Origin of the sequence: Candidatus Pelagibacter sp. HIMB1611, from assembly GCF_052047715.1 — a bacterium.
Classification (GTDB): domain Bacteria; phylum Pseudomonadota; class Alphaproteobacteria; order Pelagibacterales; family Pelagibacteraceae; genus Pelagibacter.
Window position 1 is genome coordinate 234,345 of the sequence record NZ_JBNAJM010000001.1, and the last position, 17,143, is coordinate 251,487.

A 17,143-nucleotide genomic window follows, 5' to 3' on the forward strand; every position below is an offset into this window, starting at 1 on the left:
AAATATATAAGTTGAATACAACCTACCACTTTAGTAGATTCCCGATATCTTATTTAACTTCCTTCAATTATTTTTTATTAATTAATTCACTAATAAAATTTTCTCCATAACCATCATCAACAGCTTTTTGAAAATAATTTTTATTTAGTTCAGCAACTTTTTCAGCTTCAGGAAAATCTTTTAAAAGATCCTGAATGTAAGTTAAATCTTTAACAGAGTTACTTGCAGTAAATTTAAATCCTGTGTAATCACCTTTAAGTAAATTATCAAAAACTCTGTTCAGAGCCGCAGAGTTTCCAGATCCTAGCTTTGCAACATCAAATACTTTTTTTAGATCTAATCCTAATCCAGTAGCACATTTTGCTAAATGATTTACTAATGCTCCATTTCCTAAAGATAAAAAGTTATTTAAAAGTTTTGATTTTGCACCCATACCTACTGGACCAAAATGAAAATAATCCTTACAAAATATATTAAAATAAGGCTCTGCTATTTTAAAATTCTCATCTGACGCCCCAACTATACCACCCAAAACACCTTCTTCTGCTTGAACAGGTCCTCCCATCACTGGGCATTCAACGTAATTAATATTATTTGATTTAAAAATTGCGTCAGTTTCAATAGAGCCAGTTTTATTGTGAGTAGTAATATCAATCACAATTGTTTTATCACTCAAGATATTTGATAATTTTTCTGAAATAGATTTTGCAATAGGTGTGTTGGTAACACACATAAATAAAGCATCTAAATTTTTAGACGCAAAATCTTCAAATGACTTAACTTCTTCAGCTCCCTCATTTACTATCTTTTCAATAGGTTTACGATTTTTGTTAGCAATTACAAAAAGATTATTTTTGTGCTTAATGATGTTTTTAGCAATTCCATAACCCATATAACCAACACCAATAAAACCAATATTTTTCATCCAACCTCCTAATTTAACTTTTTTTTACCTTCAGTTCTTATAAATAATAAACCAAATATTATTACACCCACAACACCCATAATCTTATTTACATCAAAAGGTACACCAAAAATGAAAAAATTAAAAATTGTAGACCAAACTAGTTGAGAATATTGAAAATTAGTTACAAAAGATAAATTTGATAATTGAATTGCATAAATAATTAAAGAGTGACTTACAAAGCCTGCAATACCAAGCAGTGCTAAGTATAACCAAAAAATATTATTACTTAATGGTTCCCAGTTAAAAAAAATATAAATACTAAATATTATTGCTCCCAAAATAGAAGTATAAAATATTGCTGCAAATGGATCGTTATCACTTGATACAACTTTTGTAAAAAATTGGTAAAGCGCCCAACATATAGGTGGAACGATTGGAAAAATTAAATCTACACTAAATATTTTCATGCTAGGACTTAAAGAATAAACAATTGAACTGAAACTAAGAAGCATCAAAAGAATTCCTTTAAAAGTCAAAATATCTTTTAAAAAATAAGCAGAAAGCAAAGCAACGATTAATGGGGCTGTAAAGAAAACTACATAAATATCTACTAGGTCAAACTTTTGAAGAGAAAAAAACATAAACGTTGTAGCTGTCACCATTAATGTTGATCTAATTATTTGAACTTTGAAATTTTTTTTTAAGTTTACTTTTGGCTTAAAAATTAAAAAAAACACAATTAAAGATACTAGATGAAAAAAAAATCTTCCCCATATAGCCTGTGGAATAGGCATGACTGTACCTAGGTATTTTGCACTAGAATCCATACAAACAAACATAAAGAAACCACCTGCAGCTAATAAAATTACGTTTAATAAAGATGTTTGATTTTGCACTTTAGGAAATTTTTTACATTACAACGCCTACTTGCCAAGGATTAAACTCCTCGTCACCGTAGCCATTGATTTCGCTTTTTGATTTATTTCCTGATGCAGTATTTACTACTAATTCAAATATTTTTTGACCAACTTCCTCAACTTTTTCTTTTCCTTCAGCTATTGTTCCGCAATTAATATCCATATCTTCTGACATTCTTTCAAACATTGCTGAATTAGTTGAGAGCTTTAAACTTGGAACTGGCTTACATCCAAAACAAGATCCTCTTCCAGTTGTAAAACAAATTACATTTGCGCCTGATGCAACTTGCCCTGTAACAGATACTGGATCATATCCAGGTGAATCCATAAAATTGAAACCTTTATTTTTTAAAGGTTCAGCATAATTCAATACGTCTTGTAAAATTGAGTTTCCACCTTTAGCAACTGCTCCTAAAGATTTTTCTAAAATAGTTGTAAGTCCACCTTTTTTATTTCCTGGTGCGGGGTTATTATCCATAGAACTATTATTTATCGATGTATAATGTCTCCACCATTCAATTCTTTTAATTAATTTATCTGCAGTTTGTTGTGAATTAGCTCTATTAATTAATAAATGTTCTGCTCCATAAATTTCTGGTGTTTCAGATAATATTGAGCTTCCACCTTTTTTAACTAAAATATCTGCAGCAACTCCCAATGCAGGATTTGCTGTAATTCCTGAATAACTATCAGATCCTCCACACTGTAAGGCTAAAGTTAAATGACTAACAGGCTGAGATGTTCTTTGAACATTATTTGCTTCAGATAAAAGATTTTTTATTTGAGATAATACTTTATCAACAATTTTTTTAGTTCCACCTTCATCTTGGATTGTTAGAAAATGAATTCGGTTATGTTTCTTTAATGACTCGTCAAATAAACTTACCTGAGCACATTCACAACCTAAACCAATAACAAAAACATGAGAAAAATTAGGGTGATTTTTAAATCCATCTATAGTTCTCTGGAAAATTTGCATTCCTTCACTTTCAGTATTCATTCCACATCCTGTTGAGTGAGTAATAGGAACAATTCCATCTATATTTGGATAATCTTTTAAAATGTCTGAATATTTTATTTTTTCAACAATCATTTTTGTAACTGTTGCAGAGCAATTAACAGTACTTACAATTCCAATATAATTTCTTGTAGCTACTTGGCCGTTATCCCTTAAAATTCCATTGAAAAAAGTATCTGCTTTTTCGTCAACATTGTGTGATTTATCAGTTACTTTGAAATCTCTTTTAAATTCTCTAAATTCTAAATTATGAGAGTGAACATGCTCTCCTGGTTTAATATCATTTAAAGCAAATCCAATAATTTGATCATATTTGATAATAGGATCACCTTTTTTAATCTCTTTTAAACATACTTTGTGACCAAAAGGGATTGGATCTAAGGTACTTATATCATGGCCTTCAATTTTTGTTTTTTCTGGTATGATAAATTGACTTACGCCAACATTGTCATTGCCATTTAAAACTATTAGATTATTCATAAATTTATTATATAACCAATAACTTAAACAAACCATTATATTAATTATGCCTAAAAAAAGAAAAAAGAGTTTTCGAAGTCAACAGTGGTTCAATAATCCTAAAAACCCTGACATGACGGCTTTATATTTAGAAAGGTACTTAAATTATGGTCTTACAAGAAAAGAATTGCAATCTGGAAATCCAATTATAGGTATTGCTCAATCAGGCAGTGATCTTTCTCCATGTAACAGACATTTTATGTCTTTAACAAAAAGAATTAAAGATGGGATCAGAAGAGCTGGAGGAATTCCAATGGAATTTCCAACTCATCCTATTCAAGAAACTGGAAAAAGACCAACAGCTATGTTGGACAGAAATCTATCTTATTTATCTTTGGTAGAAGTTTTGTATGGTTATCCAATCGATGGAGTTATTTTAACTACAGGGTGTGATAAAACTACTCCTGCAGCCTTAATGGCAGCAGCCACAGTTAATATTCCTGCAATAGTTCTTTCAGGTGGCCCAATGTTAGATGGAGTTTACAAAGGAAAACTTGCCGGATCTGGATTAGTAGTTTGGGAAGCTAGAAAAATGTTAGCTAAGGGAGAAATTAAATACGAAGAATTTATGGACATGGTTGCATCTTCAGCACCAAGTGCTGGTCATTGCAATACTATGGGAACAGCATCTTCAATGAATTCAGTTGCAGAAGCTTTAGGTATGTCTTTACCTGGAGGAGCTGTAATTCCCGCACCTTACAGAGAAAGAGAACAGATTTCATATGAAACTGGAAAAAGAATTGTTGGAATGGTTCATGAAGATTTAACTCCATCTAAAATCATGACACGTAAAGCATTTGAAAACGCAGTAGTAGTTGCAAGCGCAATAGGTGGATCAAGTAACTGCACAACACATTTAAGTGCAATAGCTAAACACATGGGTATTAAGTTTGATTTATCTGATTGGCAAAAATTAGGTCACGATATTCCATTGCTAGTCAATTGTCAGCCAGCTGGTGAATATTTAATGGAAAGTTTTCACAGAGCAGGTGCAATACCAGCTGTTATGAAAGAATTAATTAAGAATAAAAAAATTCATACCAACATAAAGACTGTAACTGGAAAGACAGTAGGTGAAAATTTGAAAAAGAAAATTGATGTAGATAGCAAAGTAATCAAAACATTTAAAAATGCTCTAACAGAAAAAGCTGGTTTCTTAGTTATGAGAAGTAATTTCTTCTCATCTGCAATAATGAAAACATCAGTAATCAGTAAAGAATTTAGAGATCAATATCTATCAAACCCTAAACATCCGAATGCTTTTGAGTGTAAGGCAATTGTTTTTGAAGGTCCTGAAGATTACCATAAAAGACTTAATGATAAGAAATTAAAAATTGATGAGAACTCAATATTAATTGTTAGAGGATGTGGTCCAGTAGGTTACCCTGGTTCTGCAGAAGTAGTTAATATGCAACCACCTGACAGATTGTTAAAAAAAGGTATCAGACATCTTCCTACTTTAGGAGATGGAAGACAAAGTGGAACATCTGAAAGTCCTTCAATACTTCATGTATCTCCAGAGTCCGCAGTTGGAGGAGATTTAGGAATAGTTAAAACAGGTGATAAAATTAAAATTGATTTAAATAAAAGAAGAGTTGATTTACTAATTTCTCAGGCTGAGTTTAAGAAGCGAAGAAAAAATAAAAAGAAATTTAAAGCAAATAATCAAACACCTTGGCAAGAAATATTCAGAAATACAGTAGGTCAATTAGATGATGGTGCTTGTATTAATTCTAGAGGAAAATACTTGGATGTATCTCATACAAAAGGTTTACCTAGAGACTCTCATTAAATGAAACCAAAGATATTAGTTTCTAGAAAAATTTCAGATTTAGCAGAAGAAAAATTAAGCAAAGAATTTGATGTAACATTAAATCCAAAAGACGAGCCAATTCCAGAAAGTGAATTAATTAAGATAATAAACGACTATGATGGGATGATTTCTACAGGATTTGATAAAATTGGAGAAAATTTTTTCAATAATCTAAATGGTAAATTAAAAATCATTGCTCAGGTAGGAGTGGGGTACGATAATATTTCTGTTAACTCAGCTTTAGAAAAAAAAGTAAAAGTTACCAATACACCTAACGTGTTAAATGAAGCTGTTGCAGAGCTTACTATTCTTTTAATTTTAGCTGCATCAAGAAGAATTGGTGAAGCTTATAATTTAGTTAGAACTGATAATTGGAAAAATCAAAAACCTGACTTAACTAAATTTATGATTGGTAATTCAGTTACTGGCAAAACTTTAGGTATTATTGGTATGGGACGAATAGGAAGAATGGCTGCAAAAAGTGCAAAAGCATTTGGCATGAAAATAATTTATTATAATAGAAATAAGTTGTCTGCAGATTTAGAGGATGGTGCAAAATATTATTCAGATTTAAATTCAATGTTACCGAATTGTGATTTTGTAAGTATACACACACCAGCTACCGCAGAAACAAAATACATTCTCAATAAAGATACAATTAGCTTATTACCAAAACATGCAGTTGTTATAAACACATCAAGAGGATCAACAATTAATGATGATGCATTGATTGATGCACTAGAAAATAAAAAAATTTATGCAGCTGGTTTGGATGTTTTTAACAATGAACCAAATTTAGATAATAGATATTTAAAATTAGATAACTGTTTTGTTCTTCCTCATGTAGGTAGTGCGACACATGAAACACGTCTTGCAATGAGTATGATGGCAGTTGATAATATTTACTGTTTTTTCAATAAAAAACCTCTGATTTCAGAAGTAGTTTAGAGCAATTCTAGTCTCTGTGTTTATAAAATATATATAATTTCTATATATAATAACTAAACTGATTTAATTGAAATAGAAAATCATTTATGATTAACTTTCGAAAAAACATAAACGAGAGGAAGATAATGTTTAAATTAATATCTAAAACTTTAGCAGCGGTGGCTATGGTTTCAGTTGCTTTATTTGGCTCTGCAAATGCAAAGACTTTAAAGATTGAAACTCACTTTACTGCTAGCTCACCAAATGGTGAAGTTGCGGCTCAGTTCGCAAAAAATGTAGAAAAGTTTTCTGGTGGAAGCTTGAAAATTGAAATGTTCTACTCATCTTCAGTAACAGGTAAATCTGCTGAGGTATTTAACTCTGCACAAACTGGAATTATCGATTGTGATATGACTGGTGCTGGTTACCAAACTGGTAAAAATGCAGCGTTCCAATTCGCAGGTGATGTAATGGGTGGATACGATAACCCATACCAACAATATGAATTCTTGAACTACCCAGGTGCTCAAGATGCTGTTGATGCATTATACAACAAATATGGAATGACTTTGATTGGTTGGTGGATACCAGGACATGAGTCTTTAATATCTAGCAGACCAATTCCAGATGTTGCTTCATTGAAAGACTTTAAATTTAGATCACCTCCAGGAATGGAAAGTATGATCTTTACAACTTTAGGTGCGAAGCCAATCGTTATGGACTTTGGTGAAGTTCCTACAGCTTTACAAACTGGTCTAATCGATGGTGCTGACTATTCATCTTTAGCAACTAACTATGCTGGTGGACACTATGAGCAAAACAAATATGCTACATACCCAGGTTTCCACTCTATGCCGGCTGACCACTTAGCTTGTAACACAAAAGTATGGAACAAGTTAAAGCCACATGAGCAAGGTGCTATGAAAGCTGGAATAGAAATCGCTGGAAGAACTATTACTAGCTTAGTTGAGAGAAAAAACGCTGAAGCTGTTAAAGCTTTAAATGAAATGGGCGTTACTCTTCATGACTGGTCTAGAGAAGATAGACTTAAATTCAGAACAGCTGCACTTGCTGCTTGGGAAGAATGGAAGACTAAATCTCCAGAAGCTGCGGCTTTAATCGAAATACACAAAGCTTACATGAAAGCTAATGGTATTATGTAATAAATAATTTTTGAAGGGCCTGAAAAGGCCCTTCGAATAAAATCTAAAATTTTTACTCAATGATAGATAAAGAGTTACAAGAACAGAACGAAAAAGTAGCGAGTAAAGATGATTTTCCAATTAATTGGATTGATAGAGTTTCCTTATTTTTAAGTCACACAATAAAATATCTAATTCCTGTAATTGTAATTGTGATGATGTATGAAATTTTTATGCGATATGTTTTATTTAAGCCAACCTTGTGGGCAAATGAGTTATGTTTATGGCTTGCTGGTGTTTGCTATTTGGTTGGTGGAATATACGCAACAAGATTAAGAAGCCATATTAGAATAGTTTTACTTTACGACTGGGTTGGAAGACCAACTCAAAGAATTTTTGACTTAATTAGTACTATAATTATTGTTCTTTTTGCTACAGCAGTAATTTATGGTGGATGGGAAGATGCACATAGATCTTTTACTACCTGGGAGAGATTTGCAACTTATTGGGATCCTCCAATTCCAGCTACAATGAAACCACTTACACTTTTATGCGTATTTCTTATTGCAGTTCAATCAGTAAATAACTTAATCATTGATTGGAGAAATCCAAAAGAGAAACAATACGACCCTTCTAAAGAATTAAAGTAAGATGGAATTTGAAATAGGAACACTCTCGATAATATTAATAGTTGGATTATTAGCACTGATATCTATTGGTGTTCCTATGGGATTTGCATCAGGTTTCATGGGTGCAGTACTAGTATTTTTATACATAGGTGAGCATGCATTAGGAATATTGCTTTCAAGATATTATTCATTGGTTGTTACTTATTCATTTTTGTCAGTGCCTTTATTTATCTTTATGGCCTCCTTGCTCGAACGCTCTAATATTGCACGAGATCTTTATGATGCATTAAACGCGTGGTTAAGAAAAACTAGAGGTGGAGTAGGTGTAGTTACTGCAATCATGGCGACCATCATGGCTGCAATGAGTGGAATTATTGGAGGAGAAATAGTTTTATTAGGGTTAATTGCATTACCACAAATGTTAAGACTTAAATATGATCAAGACATGTCTATTGGTATTATTTGTGCATCTGGATCTTTAGGAACAATGATACCTCCTTCAATTGTTTTAATTATTTATGGATTAACAACAGAGACTTCTATTACGATGTTATTCCAAGAAGCAATTGTTCCAGGTTTAATGATCTCAGGTTTAATTATTACATACATACTTATTAGAACAAGGTTACAACCTCATTTAGCTCCATTGAGTGATGAGCCGGCTTTAACTTTAAAAGAAAAAATGTCTTACCTTCCAGGTCTACTTCCACCAATCGGTATTGTAATTATTGTATTAGGTTCAATTTATTCTGGGATGACTGGTATTACTGAAGCTGCAGGGATGGGTGTTGTTGCTACTTTAATTATTATCTTTGCAAGAAAAGAACTTACATGGTTTTTATTTAAAGATGCATTGACAAGAACTTTCAAAGCATCTGGAACGATTTTGACTATTACTTTTGGTGCAACAGTTTTAGCAGGAGCTTATTCTCTTGCTGGTGGTCCAAAATATGTAGCAGAAACAATTTTAGCTTATGATTTGAAACCAATGTATTTAATTTTCATGATGCAGATTATGTTCTTAATCATGGGAGCATTTATGGATTGGGTTGGAATTGTATTGTTAGCAATGCCAGTATTTTTACCAATTGTACTTGCACTTGGTTTTGATCCGATTTGGTTTGGAATATTATTCTGTGTAAACATGCAGGTTTCATTTTTAAGTCCGCCATTTGGGCCCGCTGCTTTCTATTTAAAATCTGTTGCTCCTCCACATATATCTTTAACAGATATCTTTAGAGGTTTTGCTCCGTTTATAGTAATTCAGTTAATTGTATTAGCATGTGTTATGTTCTTCCCAGAAATAATGACACAAAATTTTCACGAGTTTAAACCTAAACCATGATAACAATTGGATTTATTGGAACAGGTCTAATGGGGCTTCCAATGGCTAAAAATATATTAAAATCTAGATTTAAATTAAAAGCCTTTAATCGATCAATAGAAAAAGCAGAACCCTTAAAAGAGTTTGGCGCAGAAATTTCAAAAACAATAAGCGATGTAGTTAAGGATAGTGATTTTGTCATTACCATGTTAACTGATGATAGTGCTGTAGATGCAATAACTTCTAGTTCAGATTTTCTAGACAATTTAAAATCAGGCTCAACAGTCATTGATATGAGTTCTGTAAAACCCACAACAGCAACAAAACATGGAACTAATTTAAAATCAAAAAATGTAAATTATTTAGATGCACCAGTTTCAGGAGGAACAATCGGAGCAGAAGAAGCTTCACTAGCCATCATGGCTGGTGGTGATCAAAGTGTTTTTGATAATTCTGAAAAAATTTTAAAAGCAATGGGAAACCCAACATTGGTTGGACCTATTGGAAGTGGACAAGTATCAAAACTAGCAAATCAAATTGTTGTTGGAGTTACAATAGGAGCTGTTGCAGAAGCCATAACATTATGTGAAAAAGCTGGAGCAGATCCAAATAAATTAATTAAAGCTCTCTCAGGTGGATGGGCAGATAGTAAAATACTTCAAACACATGGAAAAAGAATGATAGATAAGGATTTCAGTCCAAAAGGAAAAACTTCAACCCATTTAAAAGATATGAATAATATTTTGGAATGTGCAAATTCTTATAATACCCATTTACCTATTTCAAATTTAGTTAAAGAAATGTATAAGACTTTAGTTGATAATGGTCATGGTAACACTGATCACAGTTCACTTTATAACGAAATTGAAAGGATAAATAAAAAATGAGTGGAAGACTTAATGGGAAGCAGATTGTTGTAACAGCAGCAGGACAAGGAATTGGAAAAGCAACAGCAATTGCATTTCATAAAGAAGGAGCTCACGTAACAGCTACGGATTTAAATGACAAAACTTTAGCAGACTTAAATAAAGAATATCCAGATATTAAAGTTACCAAATTAGACTCAACTGATAACAACGCTATCTTAGAATTTACTAAAACTCTTAATAAAGTAGATGTATTGTTTAATGCGGTTGGATTTGTTCACCATGGAACAATATTGGAATGTGAAGAAAAAGATTGGGATTTTTCTTCTAATGTAAACGTCAAGTCGATGTATTTTATGTGTAAAGCTATTTTACCTTTAATGGTCAAACAAAATGGTGGAAGTATTATTAATATATCTTCATGTGCATCTAGCTTTAAAGGTTTTCCAAATAGATTTGTTTATGGGACAACTAAAGGTGCTGTTATCGGTTTAACCAAAGCAATTGCAGCAGATTTTGTAAAACAAAATATCAGATGTAATTCAATTGCTCCTGGAACAGTTTTCTCACCATCTTGGCAAGACAGAGTAAACCAGAGCCCAGATCCTGTTCAAGCAAAAAAAGATTTTATAGCAAGACAACCTATGGGAAGATTAGGTACAGCAGAAGAAATTGCTGCAGTAGCAGTTTATCTCGCAAGTGATGATGCAACATTTACAACAGGAAGTACAATTCATGTTGATGGTGGAATTTCAATATAATTAGATAACAAAAGGAAAATTATGAAATTATTAAGAGTAGGTCAAAAAGGACAAGAAAAACCAGCAGCTTTAGACAAAGATGGTAAAATTAGAGATATAAGTTCACACATTTCAGATTTAAATCCTGATCATTTAAATTTTGAAACTATTTCAAAATTACAAAGTGCTGATTTAGCAAGTCTTCCAGAGATATCTTCAAGTGAAAGAATTGGTTCATGTATTACAAAACCAGGAAAATTTATTGCAATTGGTTTAAACTTTTCAGATCACGCTGCCGAAACAGGAGCAGAAGTTCCGTCTGAGCCAATTACTTTTATGAAAGCAACAAGTTGTATCAATGGTCCTAACGATGATATCGAAATTGTGTCTGGTTCAAAAAAATTAGACTGGGAAGTAGAATTAGGAATTGTAATTGGAAAACATACAAAACATATTTCAGAAGCTCAATCACAAGATCACATTTTAGGATATTGTTTAGTAAACGATATTAGTGAAAGAGAATGGCAAATAGAAAAAATGGGTCAATGGGTTAAAGGAAAATCTCATGACACGTATGGACCAATCGGACCTTATTTAGTAACTAAAGATGAAATTGCTGACATCAATAATTTAAAAATGAGTTTAGATGTTAATGGTCAAAGAATGCAAACTGGAAACACTAATACTATGATCTTTAATGTTAACGTTATTGTATCTTATTTAAGTAAATTCATGTCATTACAGCCGGGTGATATTATTACAACTGGTACGCCTCCAGGAGTTGGTATGGGAATGAAACCACAACAATTCTTAAAAGCTGGTGATACAATGAGATTATCAATTGAAAATTTAGGAGAGCAAAACTCTAAAGTAGTTGCTTTATAATCTTTTGTGAAAATAACTTCTATTAAAAGTCATGTACTTAAATATGAGTTAGAGAAAGAATTAGGTTATTCACAACAATATTATAAACACAGAACAGCTCATTTAGTCGAAGTACAAACTGATGAAGGTATTACTGGATGGGGCGAATGTTTTGGTCCAGGTAATATTGCTTTAGCTAATAAGTTCATTGTTGAAAAGGTAATTCAGCCTTTAATAATAGGTGAAAACCCTTTGAATAAAGAACATATTTGGCAAAAAGTTTACAATCTTTTAAGAGATAGTGGTCAAAAAGGAATGCCAATACAAGCTTTGTCAGGAGTTGACATAGCTCTTTGGGATATCTTAGGAAAAAAAACAAACTCTCCTCTTTACCAACTTGTTGGTGGAAAATGTAATAATGAAGTTCCTGTGTATGGATATGGAATGATGTTGCAAAAAAAATCAGTTGATGAGCTAATTCTATTGTTTGAAGAAGAAGCTAAACAGATTAAATCAAAAAACTTTAAAGCTATGAAAATGAAGGTTGGATTAGGTCCAAAAGAAGATTTAAAGTTAGTTCAAGCAGTTAGAAATTCTATAGGCGAAGATTTTAAATTAATGGTGGATGCTAACCATGCTTATAATCTGAAAGATGCTCTTTATGTTGGAAAAGGACTTGATGAACTAGATGTTTATTGGTTTGAAGAACCTGTCGCTCCTGAAGATTACAACGGTTATAGAGAATTGAAAAAAAATATATCAACTAGTGTAGCTGGAGGTGAGGCAGAATTTACAAAGTATGGTTGGAATAAATTAATTAACAATAATTGTATTGATATAGCTCAACCTGAAGTATGTGGATTAGGAGGTATTACAGAATATTTGAAAGTTGCAGCCTTGGCGCAGGCTAACTTTGTTCCTGTAATTAATCATGTTTGGGGATCTGCTGTAAGTATAGCGGTAAATCTTCATTTATTGACCGCACAACCAGATATGCCAGGGGGATTATTCCCAACAAAATCTATGCTAGAATTTGATACAACAGAGAAAAATATCTTTATTACAGATCTACCAAAAGAAAATTTTTCAATTTTAGATCAAGTTAAAAACAATAATGGGTTTGCATCAGTGACAGACAATGTAGGTATTGGTATAAATCCAAATAAGGAATTTATTAAGGAGTTTGAAGTAAATGAATAAAATTAAAACTACAGAACCTAAACCAATTTGGAAAATAAGATGTACTTTAGGTGAGGGAACACTTTGGGTTAAAGAACACAACTCAATTTATTTTGTTGATATAAAGAAAAAGAAAATTTGTTCTTTAAATATTAAAAATAAAAAAAAGAAAATATTTAAAGTTAATAAAGAGATAGGTTTCATTGCTCATGTAAGAGATCATATATTTATTTTAGGATTACAAGGTAAATTAAGAATTCAAAATTTAAAATCAAAAAAAGTTTTAAAATCGATACCTATAGAACCTAAATTAAAATTGAATAGAATAAACGATGGCAAAACTGATCCTGCTGGAAATCTTTGGTTCGGAACTATGGATAACTTAGAGAGAAAAATTGAAAAAGGATCTTTGTATAAATTAGATAAAAATTTAAAATTAACTAGAGTTGATAAAAACTACAGAATTACAAATGGCCCAGCATTTATCGATCAATATAATTTTTACCACACAGATAGTCCTAAAAAAACAATCTATAAAATTAAGATTAATAAAAATAATAAAATAATTAGTAAAAAAATATTTAAAAAGTTAACTCCTGATGAAGGAGTTCCAGATGGAATGACTGTAGATAAGAATAAAAATTTGTGGGTTGCGCATTTTCGTGGGGCATGTGTCTCAGTATTTAATAGTAGAGCAAAATTAATTCACAGAATTAAGTTTCCAGCCAAAAATATTACTAATTGTGCGTTTGGTGGTAAGAATAATCAAGAACTGTACGTTTCAACAGCTACAAAAGGAATGGACAAGGCTGATTTGCGAAAATTTAGATATTCAGGATTCTTTTTTGGTGTAAAAACAAACACAAAAGGAGTTTTACAAAAAAAATTTATTTTAAGTAATGAAGCAAAGAGATCTTTACTATGAGCGAATACCTACTAAGCTATTAAGAGAAGATATAAGATTATTAGGAACTTTTCTTGGAAGAGTAATCAAAGATCAAGAAGGTACAAAATTTTTCAATATTGTTGAGCAATTAAGATTATTATCTAAAAACACCTTATTAGATAAAAATAAAAGTAAAGTATTTTCCAAAATTTCAAAAGATATAAGAAAGCTTTCACCTGAAATTACTTTTAAGGTCACTAGAGCTTTTTCACATATTCTAAATTTAATGAATTTAGCTGAATCGTTAGATGCTTCTAGAAAACTCAATGAATATGATAATCCGTATTTTAAGAACAAAAAACAAAATCTATTTATTGAGGATATCATTAATAATCTATTTAAAAATAGAAAAATCTCTGACAAAAAAATTTATGATCAGGCAACAAAACTTGATATTGGAATAGTTCTCACCGCACATCCAACAGAAGTTAAGAGAAGAACACTAATTCAAAAATACGCAAATTTAACTACCTTGATGGAGCAACGCCATCTTTATAAAAAATATCCGGCAAAAATTATTGAAATAGATCGAAAACTTTATTCTGAGATAGCCATTATTTGGAAAACTGATGAATTAAAAAGAACCAAACCATCACCACTAGATGAAGCTAGATGGGGTTTAGCTGTAATAGAGGATAGTTTATGGGACACAATTCCAAGAGTTTATAAAAGATTGAATGATATTTTCAGAAAAAATTTAAATAAAGATCTTCCTAGAAACTTTAATCCAATTCAATTTGGTTCATGGATGGGTGGAGATAGAGATGGAAATCCAAATGTTACATCTGAAGTAACAAAAAAAGTAATTTTATTTTCAAGATGGCAAGCTGCAAAGTTATACGAAAGAGAACTTACAAAATTAATTCAAGATCTATCAATGGAAGAATGTTCTAATAAAATTAAAAAAGTTACTGGAAATAGTTTTGAACCTTATAGAGTTTATTTAAGACCTTTAAGAGACAAAGTAAGAAGAACACATCAGTTAATTGAAGCACATATAAATTATAATAAACCATTAGATGAAAATAAATTACTAAAAGATAAGTATGAAATTATAAATCCATTAAGAGAAGTAAGAACATCTTTAAACATGAACAAAGGTCAACATATTGCAAATGCAGATTTGTTGGATTTGATAAGAAGAGTTAGATGTTTTGGAATAAATTTAGCAAGATTAGATATCAGACAGGAGTCTGATAGACATGAAAAACTTTTAAATGAAATATTTAAAAAGAAAAATAAAATAAATTATTCACAATTACCTGAAGAAAAGAAAATTAAATTACTTAATAAATCAATAAAACAAAAAAAATCTTTTGTTAATAAAATTAATTTAAGGGACAAAGAGAATTTAGAAGTTTGGAAAACATTTAAACAAATATCTAAAGAGCCAGAGCAATGTATGGGCGCGTATGTGATTTCAATGACTTCAAAAGCATCTGATATTTTATCTGTTTATTTATTGCAATTACAGGCCGAAACAAAGAATTTGTTAAGAGTAGTACCACTTTTTGAAACTTTAGATGATTTAAAGAATGCCAATGGTGTTATGCAAAATTTATTTAAACTTCCTTGGTACAGAAAAATGATCAACTCAAAACAAGAAGTAATGATTGGATATTCAGACTCTAGTAAAGATGCAGGAAAACTATCTGCAAGTTGGCATCAATACAAACTTCAAGAAGAACTTAGAAATTTAGCTAAAAAATATAAAATAGATCTTGTATTTTTTCATGGAAGAGGAGGATCTCCAGGAAGAGGAGGAGGACCAATTCAGGCAACTCTTAAATCTCAACCATCTGGAACAGTAAATGGAAAAATTAGAATTACTGATCAAGGAGAGGTGATACAGCAAAAATATGGATATAAGCCTTTAGCTGAATACAATCTATGTAGTTATATTGGAGCCGTAATGGAGGCTACTTTAAATCCACCTCCTAGATCAAAACCAAATTGGCGAGAGCTTATTCAAAAAATGTCTGAGATTTCTACATCTGCTTACCGAAAGTATTTAAATCAAAGTGAAGATTTTATTAGATATTTTAAAACTGTTACTCCACATAAATCTCTTGGAAAACTTGCAATTGGTTCAAGACCCACCAAGAGAAAAAATGTTGATAATATTCAAAGTTTAAGAGCTATTCCTTGGGTTTTTGCATGGACACAAATTAGATTAATGCTTCCTGCATGGCTCGGTACAACTGAGGCTTTGAGATATGGATCAATTAAAAAATTTAAAAAAACTATGACAGACATGGAGAGGAACTGGCCTTATTTTGTATCAACAATGGATATTTTGGACATGGTGATTTCAAAGGTTGATCCTGAAATATCAGTAATTTATGAAAATAATTTAGCTGACAAATCTTTGATAAGAATTGGAAAAAGATTAAGGTTTCAATTTGATGCATTGGTCAAATTGCACAATAAAATTACTCCAAAAGAAGTTATAAAAGAGAGAAAAGAGTTTAGAAAAGCATTATTTATCAGAAACAACTACACTGAGATGCTAAACATTCTGCAGGCAAATATAATGAATAAATTAACAAATAAACAATATAAAAATTTAGATAAGAAATATTTAGACGATGCTTTAATGACATCTATCGCAGGAATTTCTGCAGCAATGAAAAACACTGGATAGATGATTGAATATTTAATTGCTTTTGGGGCAGGGTTAATAAGTTTTTTATCTCCTTGTGTTTTACCTTTGATACCTGGATATATATCTTTTGTATCAGGCCAATCTCTTAAAGAAATAACTGAGAAACAAAATTTTAATATTATTCCTTTGATTAAATTTTGTTTTGGTTTTTCATTAGTATTTATAATTTTTGGAGCTTCAGCATCTTTTTTGGGACAAGTATTGTTAGAGAATTCTCAATCCTTAAGATTAATTGCAGGACTAATTGTTATATTTTTTTCACTACAATTAATAGGTGTTTTTAATTTTGGATTTTTAAACATTGATAGAAGATTTGATTTTAAAAAAATTGATAGTTTTTTCTTTCCTGTGATAATTGGTGCTGCTTTTGGATTTGGATGGACACCTTGTATCGGTCCAATACTAGGATCAATTTTAGCTTTAGCTTCAATTGAAGATACTTTATCAAGAGCAATAATTTTATTAAGTTTTTACTCTTTAGGTTTGGCTATACCTTTTGTTTTATCAGGATATTTAATTCAAAAGTTTTTAATTTTTTCAAAAAATATGCGTCAGTATATAAATATTATCTCAAAAGTAGGTGGTGCAATTCTTTTAGTAACTGGAATATTAATTATTACAAATAAATTGCAAGCAATTGGTTTTTATTTAATTGAGATCTTTCCTTTTATGCAAAACTTTGGTTAA

The 17,143-nt window shown here is 31.0% G+C and carries 15 protein-coding genes; 12 read left to right on the forward strand and 3 right to left on the reverse strand.

What is annotated here, in order from left to right; translation table 11 throughout:
* Nucleotides 1-67 precede the first annotated feature (67 nt).
* Genes ACTTAS_RS01220 through ACTTAS_RS01230 form a run of 3 tightly spaced genes read right to left on the reverse strand, consistent with a single transcriptional unit; the run spans nucleotide 68 to nucleotide 3,322 of the window.
* Nucleotides 68-925, reverse strand: a complete 858-nt coding sequence (locus ACTTAS_RS01220; protein WP_440678049.1) for an NAD(P)-dependent oxidoreductase — start codon at nucleotides 923-925, stop codon at nucleotides 68-70.
* An 8-nt stretch (nucleotides 926-933) separates the two neighbouring features.
* A complete protein-coding gene (locus ACTTAS_RS01225; RefSeq protein WP_440678050.1) occupies nucleotides 934-1,803 on the reverse strand; it encodes a DMT family transporter in 870 nt (289 codons plus the stop codon).
* Between the two features lie 13 nt (nucleotides 1,804-1,816).
* Nucleotides 1,817-3,322 (reverse strand): UxaA family hydrolase, encoded by a 1,506-nt coding sequence (locus ACTTAS_RS01230; RefSeq protein ID WP_440678051.1) that lies wholly within the window; start codon nucleotides 3,320-3,322, stop codon nucleotides 1,817-1,819.
* A 46-nt stretch (nucleotides 3,323-3,368) separates the two neighbouring features.
* Between ACTTAS_RS01230 and ACTTAS_RS01235 the strand changes: the two genes are divergently transcribed.
* From ACTTAS_RS01235 to ACTTAS_RS01290, 12 genes are all read left to right on the forward strand, one after another.
* On the forward strand, nucleotides 3,369-5,153 hold the full coding sequence (locus ACTTAS_RS01235) for an IlvD/Edd family dehydratase (protein ID WP_440678052.1): 1,785 nt from the start codon (nucleotides 3,369-3,371) through the stop codon (nucleotides 5,151-5,153).
* Nucleotides 5,154-6,122 carry a 2-hydroxyacid dehydrogenase gene (locus ACTTAS_RS01240; RefSeq protein ID WP_440652284.1) on the forward strand — a complete coding sequence of 323 codons (969 nt, stop codon included), beginning with the start codon at nucleotides 5,154-5,156 and terminating at the stop codon, nucleotides 6,120-6,122. It abuts the gene before it with no gap.
* Nucleotides 6,123-6,247: 125 nt separating this feature from the next.
* Nucleotides 6,248-7,264, forward strand: a complete 1,017-nt coding sequence (gene dctP / locus ACTTAS_RS01245) for a TRAP transporter substrate-binding protein DctP (RefSeq protein WP_262590472.1) — start codon at nucleotides 6,248-6,250, stop codon at nucleotides 7,262-7,264.
* Nucleotides 7,265-7,323: 59 nt separating this feature from the next.
* Entirely contained in the window at nucleotides 7,324-7,893 is a 570-nt protein-coding gene (locus tag ACTTAS_RS01250) for a TRAP transporter small permease subunit (RefSeq protein WP_262590473.1), read from the forward strand.
* Nucleotide 7,894: 1 nt separating this feature from the next.
* A complete protein-coding gene (locus tag ACTTAS_RS01255; RefSeq protein WP_440614168.1) occupies nucleotides 7,895-9,217 on the forward strand; it encodes a TRAP transporter large permease in 1,323 nt (440 codons plus the stop codon).
* The gene (locus ACTTAS_RS01260; RefSeq protein WP_440678053.1) at nucleotides 9,214-10,083 is read left to right on the forward strand and encodes an NAD(P)-dependent oxidoreductase; all 870 of its coding nucleotides are present in this window, start codon (nucleotides 9,214-9,216) and stop codon (nucleotides 10,081-10,083) included. The genes ACTTAS_RS01255 and ACTTAS_RS01260 overlap by 4 nt, the downstream gene beginning before the upstream one ends.
* On the forward strand, nucleotides 10,080-10,823 hold the full coding sequence (locus ACTTAS_RS01265; RefSeq protein ID WP_440678054.1) for an SDR family oxidoreductase: 744 nt from the start codon (nucleotides 10,080-10,082) through the stop codon (nucleotides 10,821-10,823). The genes ACTTAS_RS01260 and ACTTAS_RS01265 overlap by 4 nt, the downstream gene beginning before the upstream one ends.
* Nucleotides 10,824-10,844: 21 nt before the next feature.
* Nucleotides 10,845-11,687 carry a fumarylacetoacetate hydrolase family protein gene (locus ACTTAS_RS01270; RefSeq protein WP_075505861.1) on the forward strand — a complete coding sequence of 281 codons (843 nt, stop codon included), beginning with the start codon at nucleotides 10,845-10,847 and terminating at the stop codon, nucleotides 11,685-11,687.
* A gap of 6 nt (nucleotides 11,688-11,693) precedes the next feature.
* Complete coding sequence (locus ACTTAS_RS01275) at nucleotides 11,694-12,866, forward strand: mandelate racemase/muconate lactonizing enzyme family protein (RefSeq protein ID WP_440678055.1); 1,173 nt, start codon at nucleotides 11,694-11,696, stop codon at nucleotides 12,864-12,866.
* Entirely contained in the window at nucleotides 12,859-13,770 is a 912-nt protein-coding gene (locus ACTTAS_RS01280; RefSeq protein ID WP_440678056.1) for an SMP-30/gluconolactonase/LRE family protein, read from the forward strand. The genes ACTTAS_RS01275 and ACTTAS_RS01280 overlap by 8 nt, the downstream gene beginning before the upstream one ends.
* Nucleotides 13,745-16,435 (forward strand): phosphoenolpyruvate carboxylase, encoded by a 2,691-nt coding sequence (gene ppc, locus ACTTAS_RS01285; RefSeq protein ID WP_440678057.1) that lies wholly within the window; start codon nucleotides 13,745-13,747, stop codon nucleotides 16,433-16,435. The genes ACTTAS_RS01280 and ppc overlap by 26 nt, the downstream gene beginning before the upstream one ends.
* Nucleotides 16,436-17,143 carry a cytochrome c biogenesis CcdA family protein gene (locus ACTTAS_RS01290; RefSeq protein WP_440678058.1) on the forward strand — a complete coding sequence of 236 codons (708 nt, stop codon included), beginning with the start codon at nucleotides 16,436-16,438 and terminating at the stop codon, nucleotides 17,141-17,143.

Bases quoted from the DNA above. Each gene is read 5' to 3' on its own strand.
- ACTTAS_RS01280 (WP_440678056.1), top strand. From the start codon at position 12,859: ATGAATAAAATTAAAACTACAGAACCTAAACCAATTTGGAAAATAAGA.
- ACTTAS_RS01265 (WP_440678054.1), top strand. From the start codon at position 10,080: ATGAGTGGAAGACTTAATGGGAAGCAGATTGTTGTAACAGCAGCAGGA.
- dctP (WP_262590472.1), top strand. From the start codon at position 6,248: ATGTTTAAATTAATATCTAAAACTTTAGCAGCGGTGGCTATGGTTTCA.
- ACTTAS_RS01220 (WP_440678049.1), bottom strand. From the start codon at position 925: ATGAAAAATATTGGTTTTATTGGTGTTGGTTATATGGGTTATGGAATT.
- ppc (WP_440678057.1), top strand. From the start codon at position 13,745: ATGAAGCAAAGAGATCTTTACTATGAGCGAATACCTACTAAGCTATTA.
- ACTTAS_RS01235 (WP_440678052.1), top strand. From the start codon at position 3,369: ATGCCTAAAAAAAGAAAAAAGAGTTTTCGAAGTCAACAGTGGTTCAAT.
- ACTTAS_RS01270 (WP_075505861.1), top strand. From the start codon at position 10,845: ATGAAATTATTAAGAGTAGGTCAAAAAGGACAAGAAAAACCAGCAGCT.
- ACTTAS_RS01230 (WP_440678051.1), bottom strand. From the start codon at position 3,322: ATGAATAATCTAATAGTTTTAAATGGCAATGACAATGTTGGCGTAAGT.
- ACTTAS_RS01260 (WP_440678053.1), top strand. From the start codon at position 9,214: ATGATAACAATTGGATTTATTGGAACAGGTCTAATGGGGCTTCCAATG.
- ACTTAS_RS01250 (WP_262590473.1), top strand. From the start codon at position 7,324: ATGATAGATAAAGAGTTACAAGAACAGAACGAAAAAGTAGCGAGTAAA.
- ACTTAS_RS01290 (WP_440678058.1), top strand. From the start codon at position 16,436: ATGATTGAATATTTAATTGCTTTTGGGGCAGGGTTAATAAGTTTTTTA.
- ACTTAS_RS01240 (WP_440652284.1), top strand. From the start codon at position 5,154: ATGAAACCAAAGATATTAGTTTCTAGAAAAATTTCAGATTTAGCAGAA.
- ACTTAS_RS01255 (WP_440614168.1), top strand. From the start codon at position 7,895: ATGGAATTTGAAATAGGAACACTCTCGATAATATTAATAGTTGGATTA.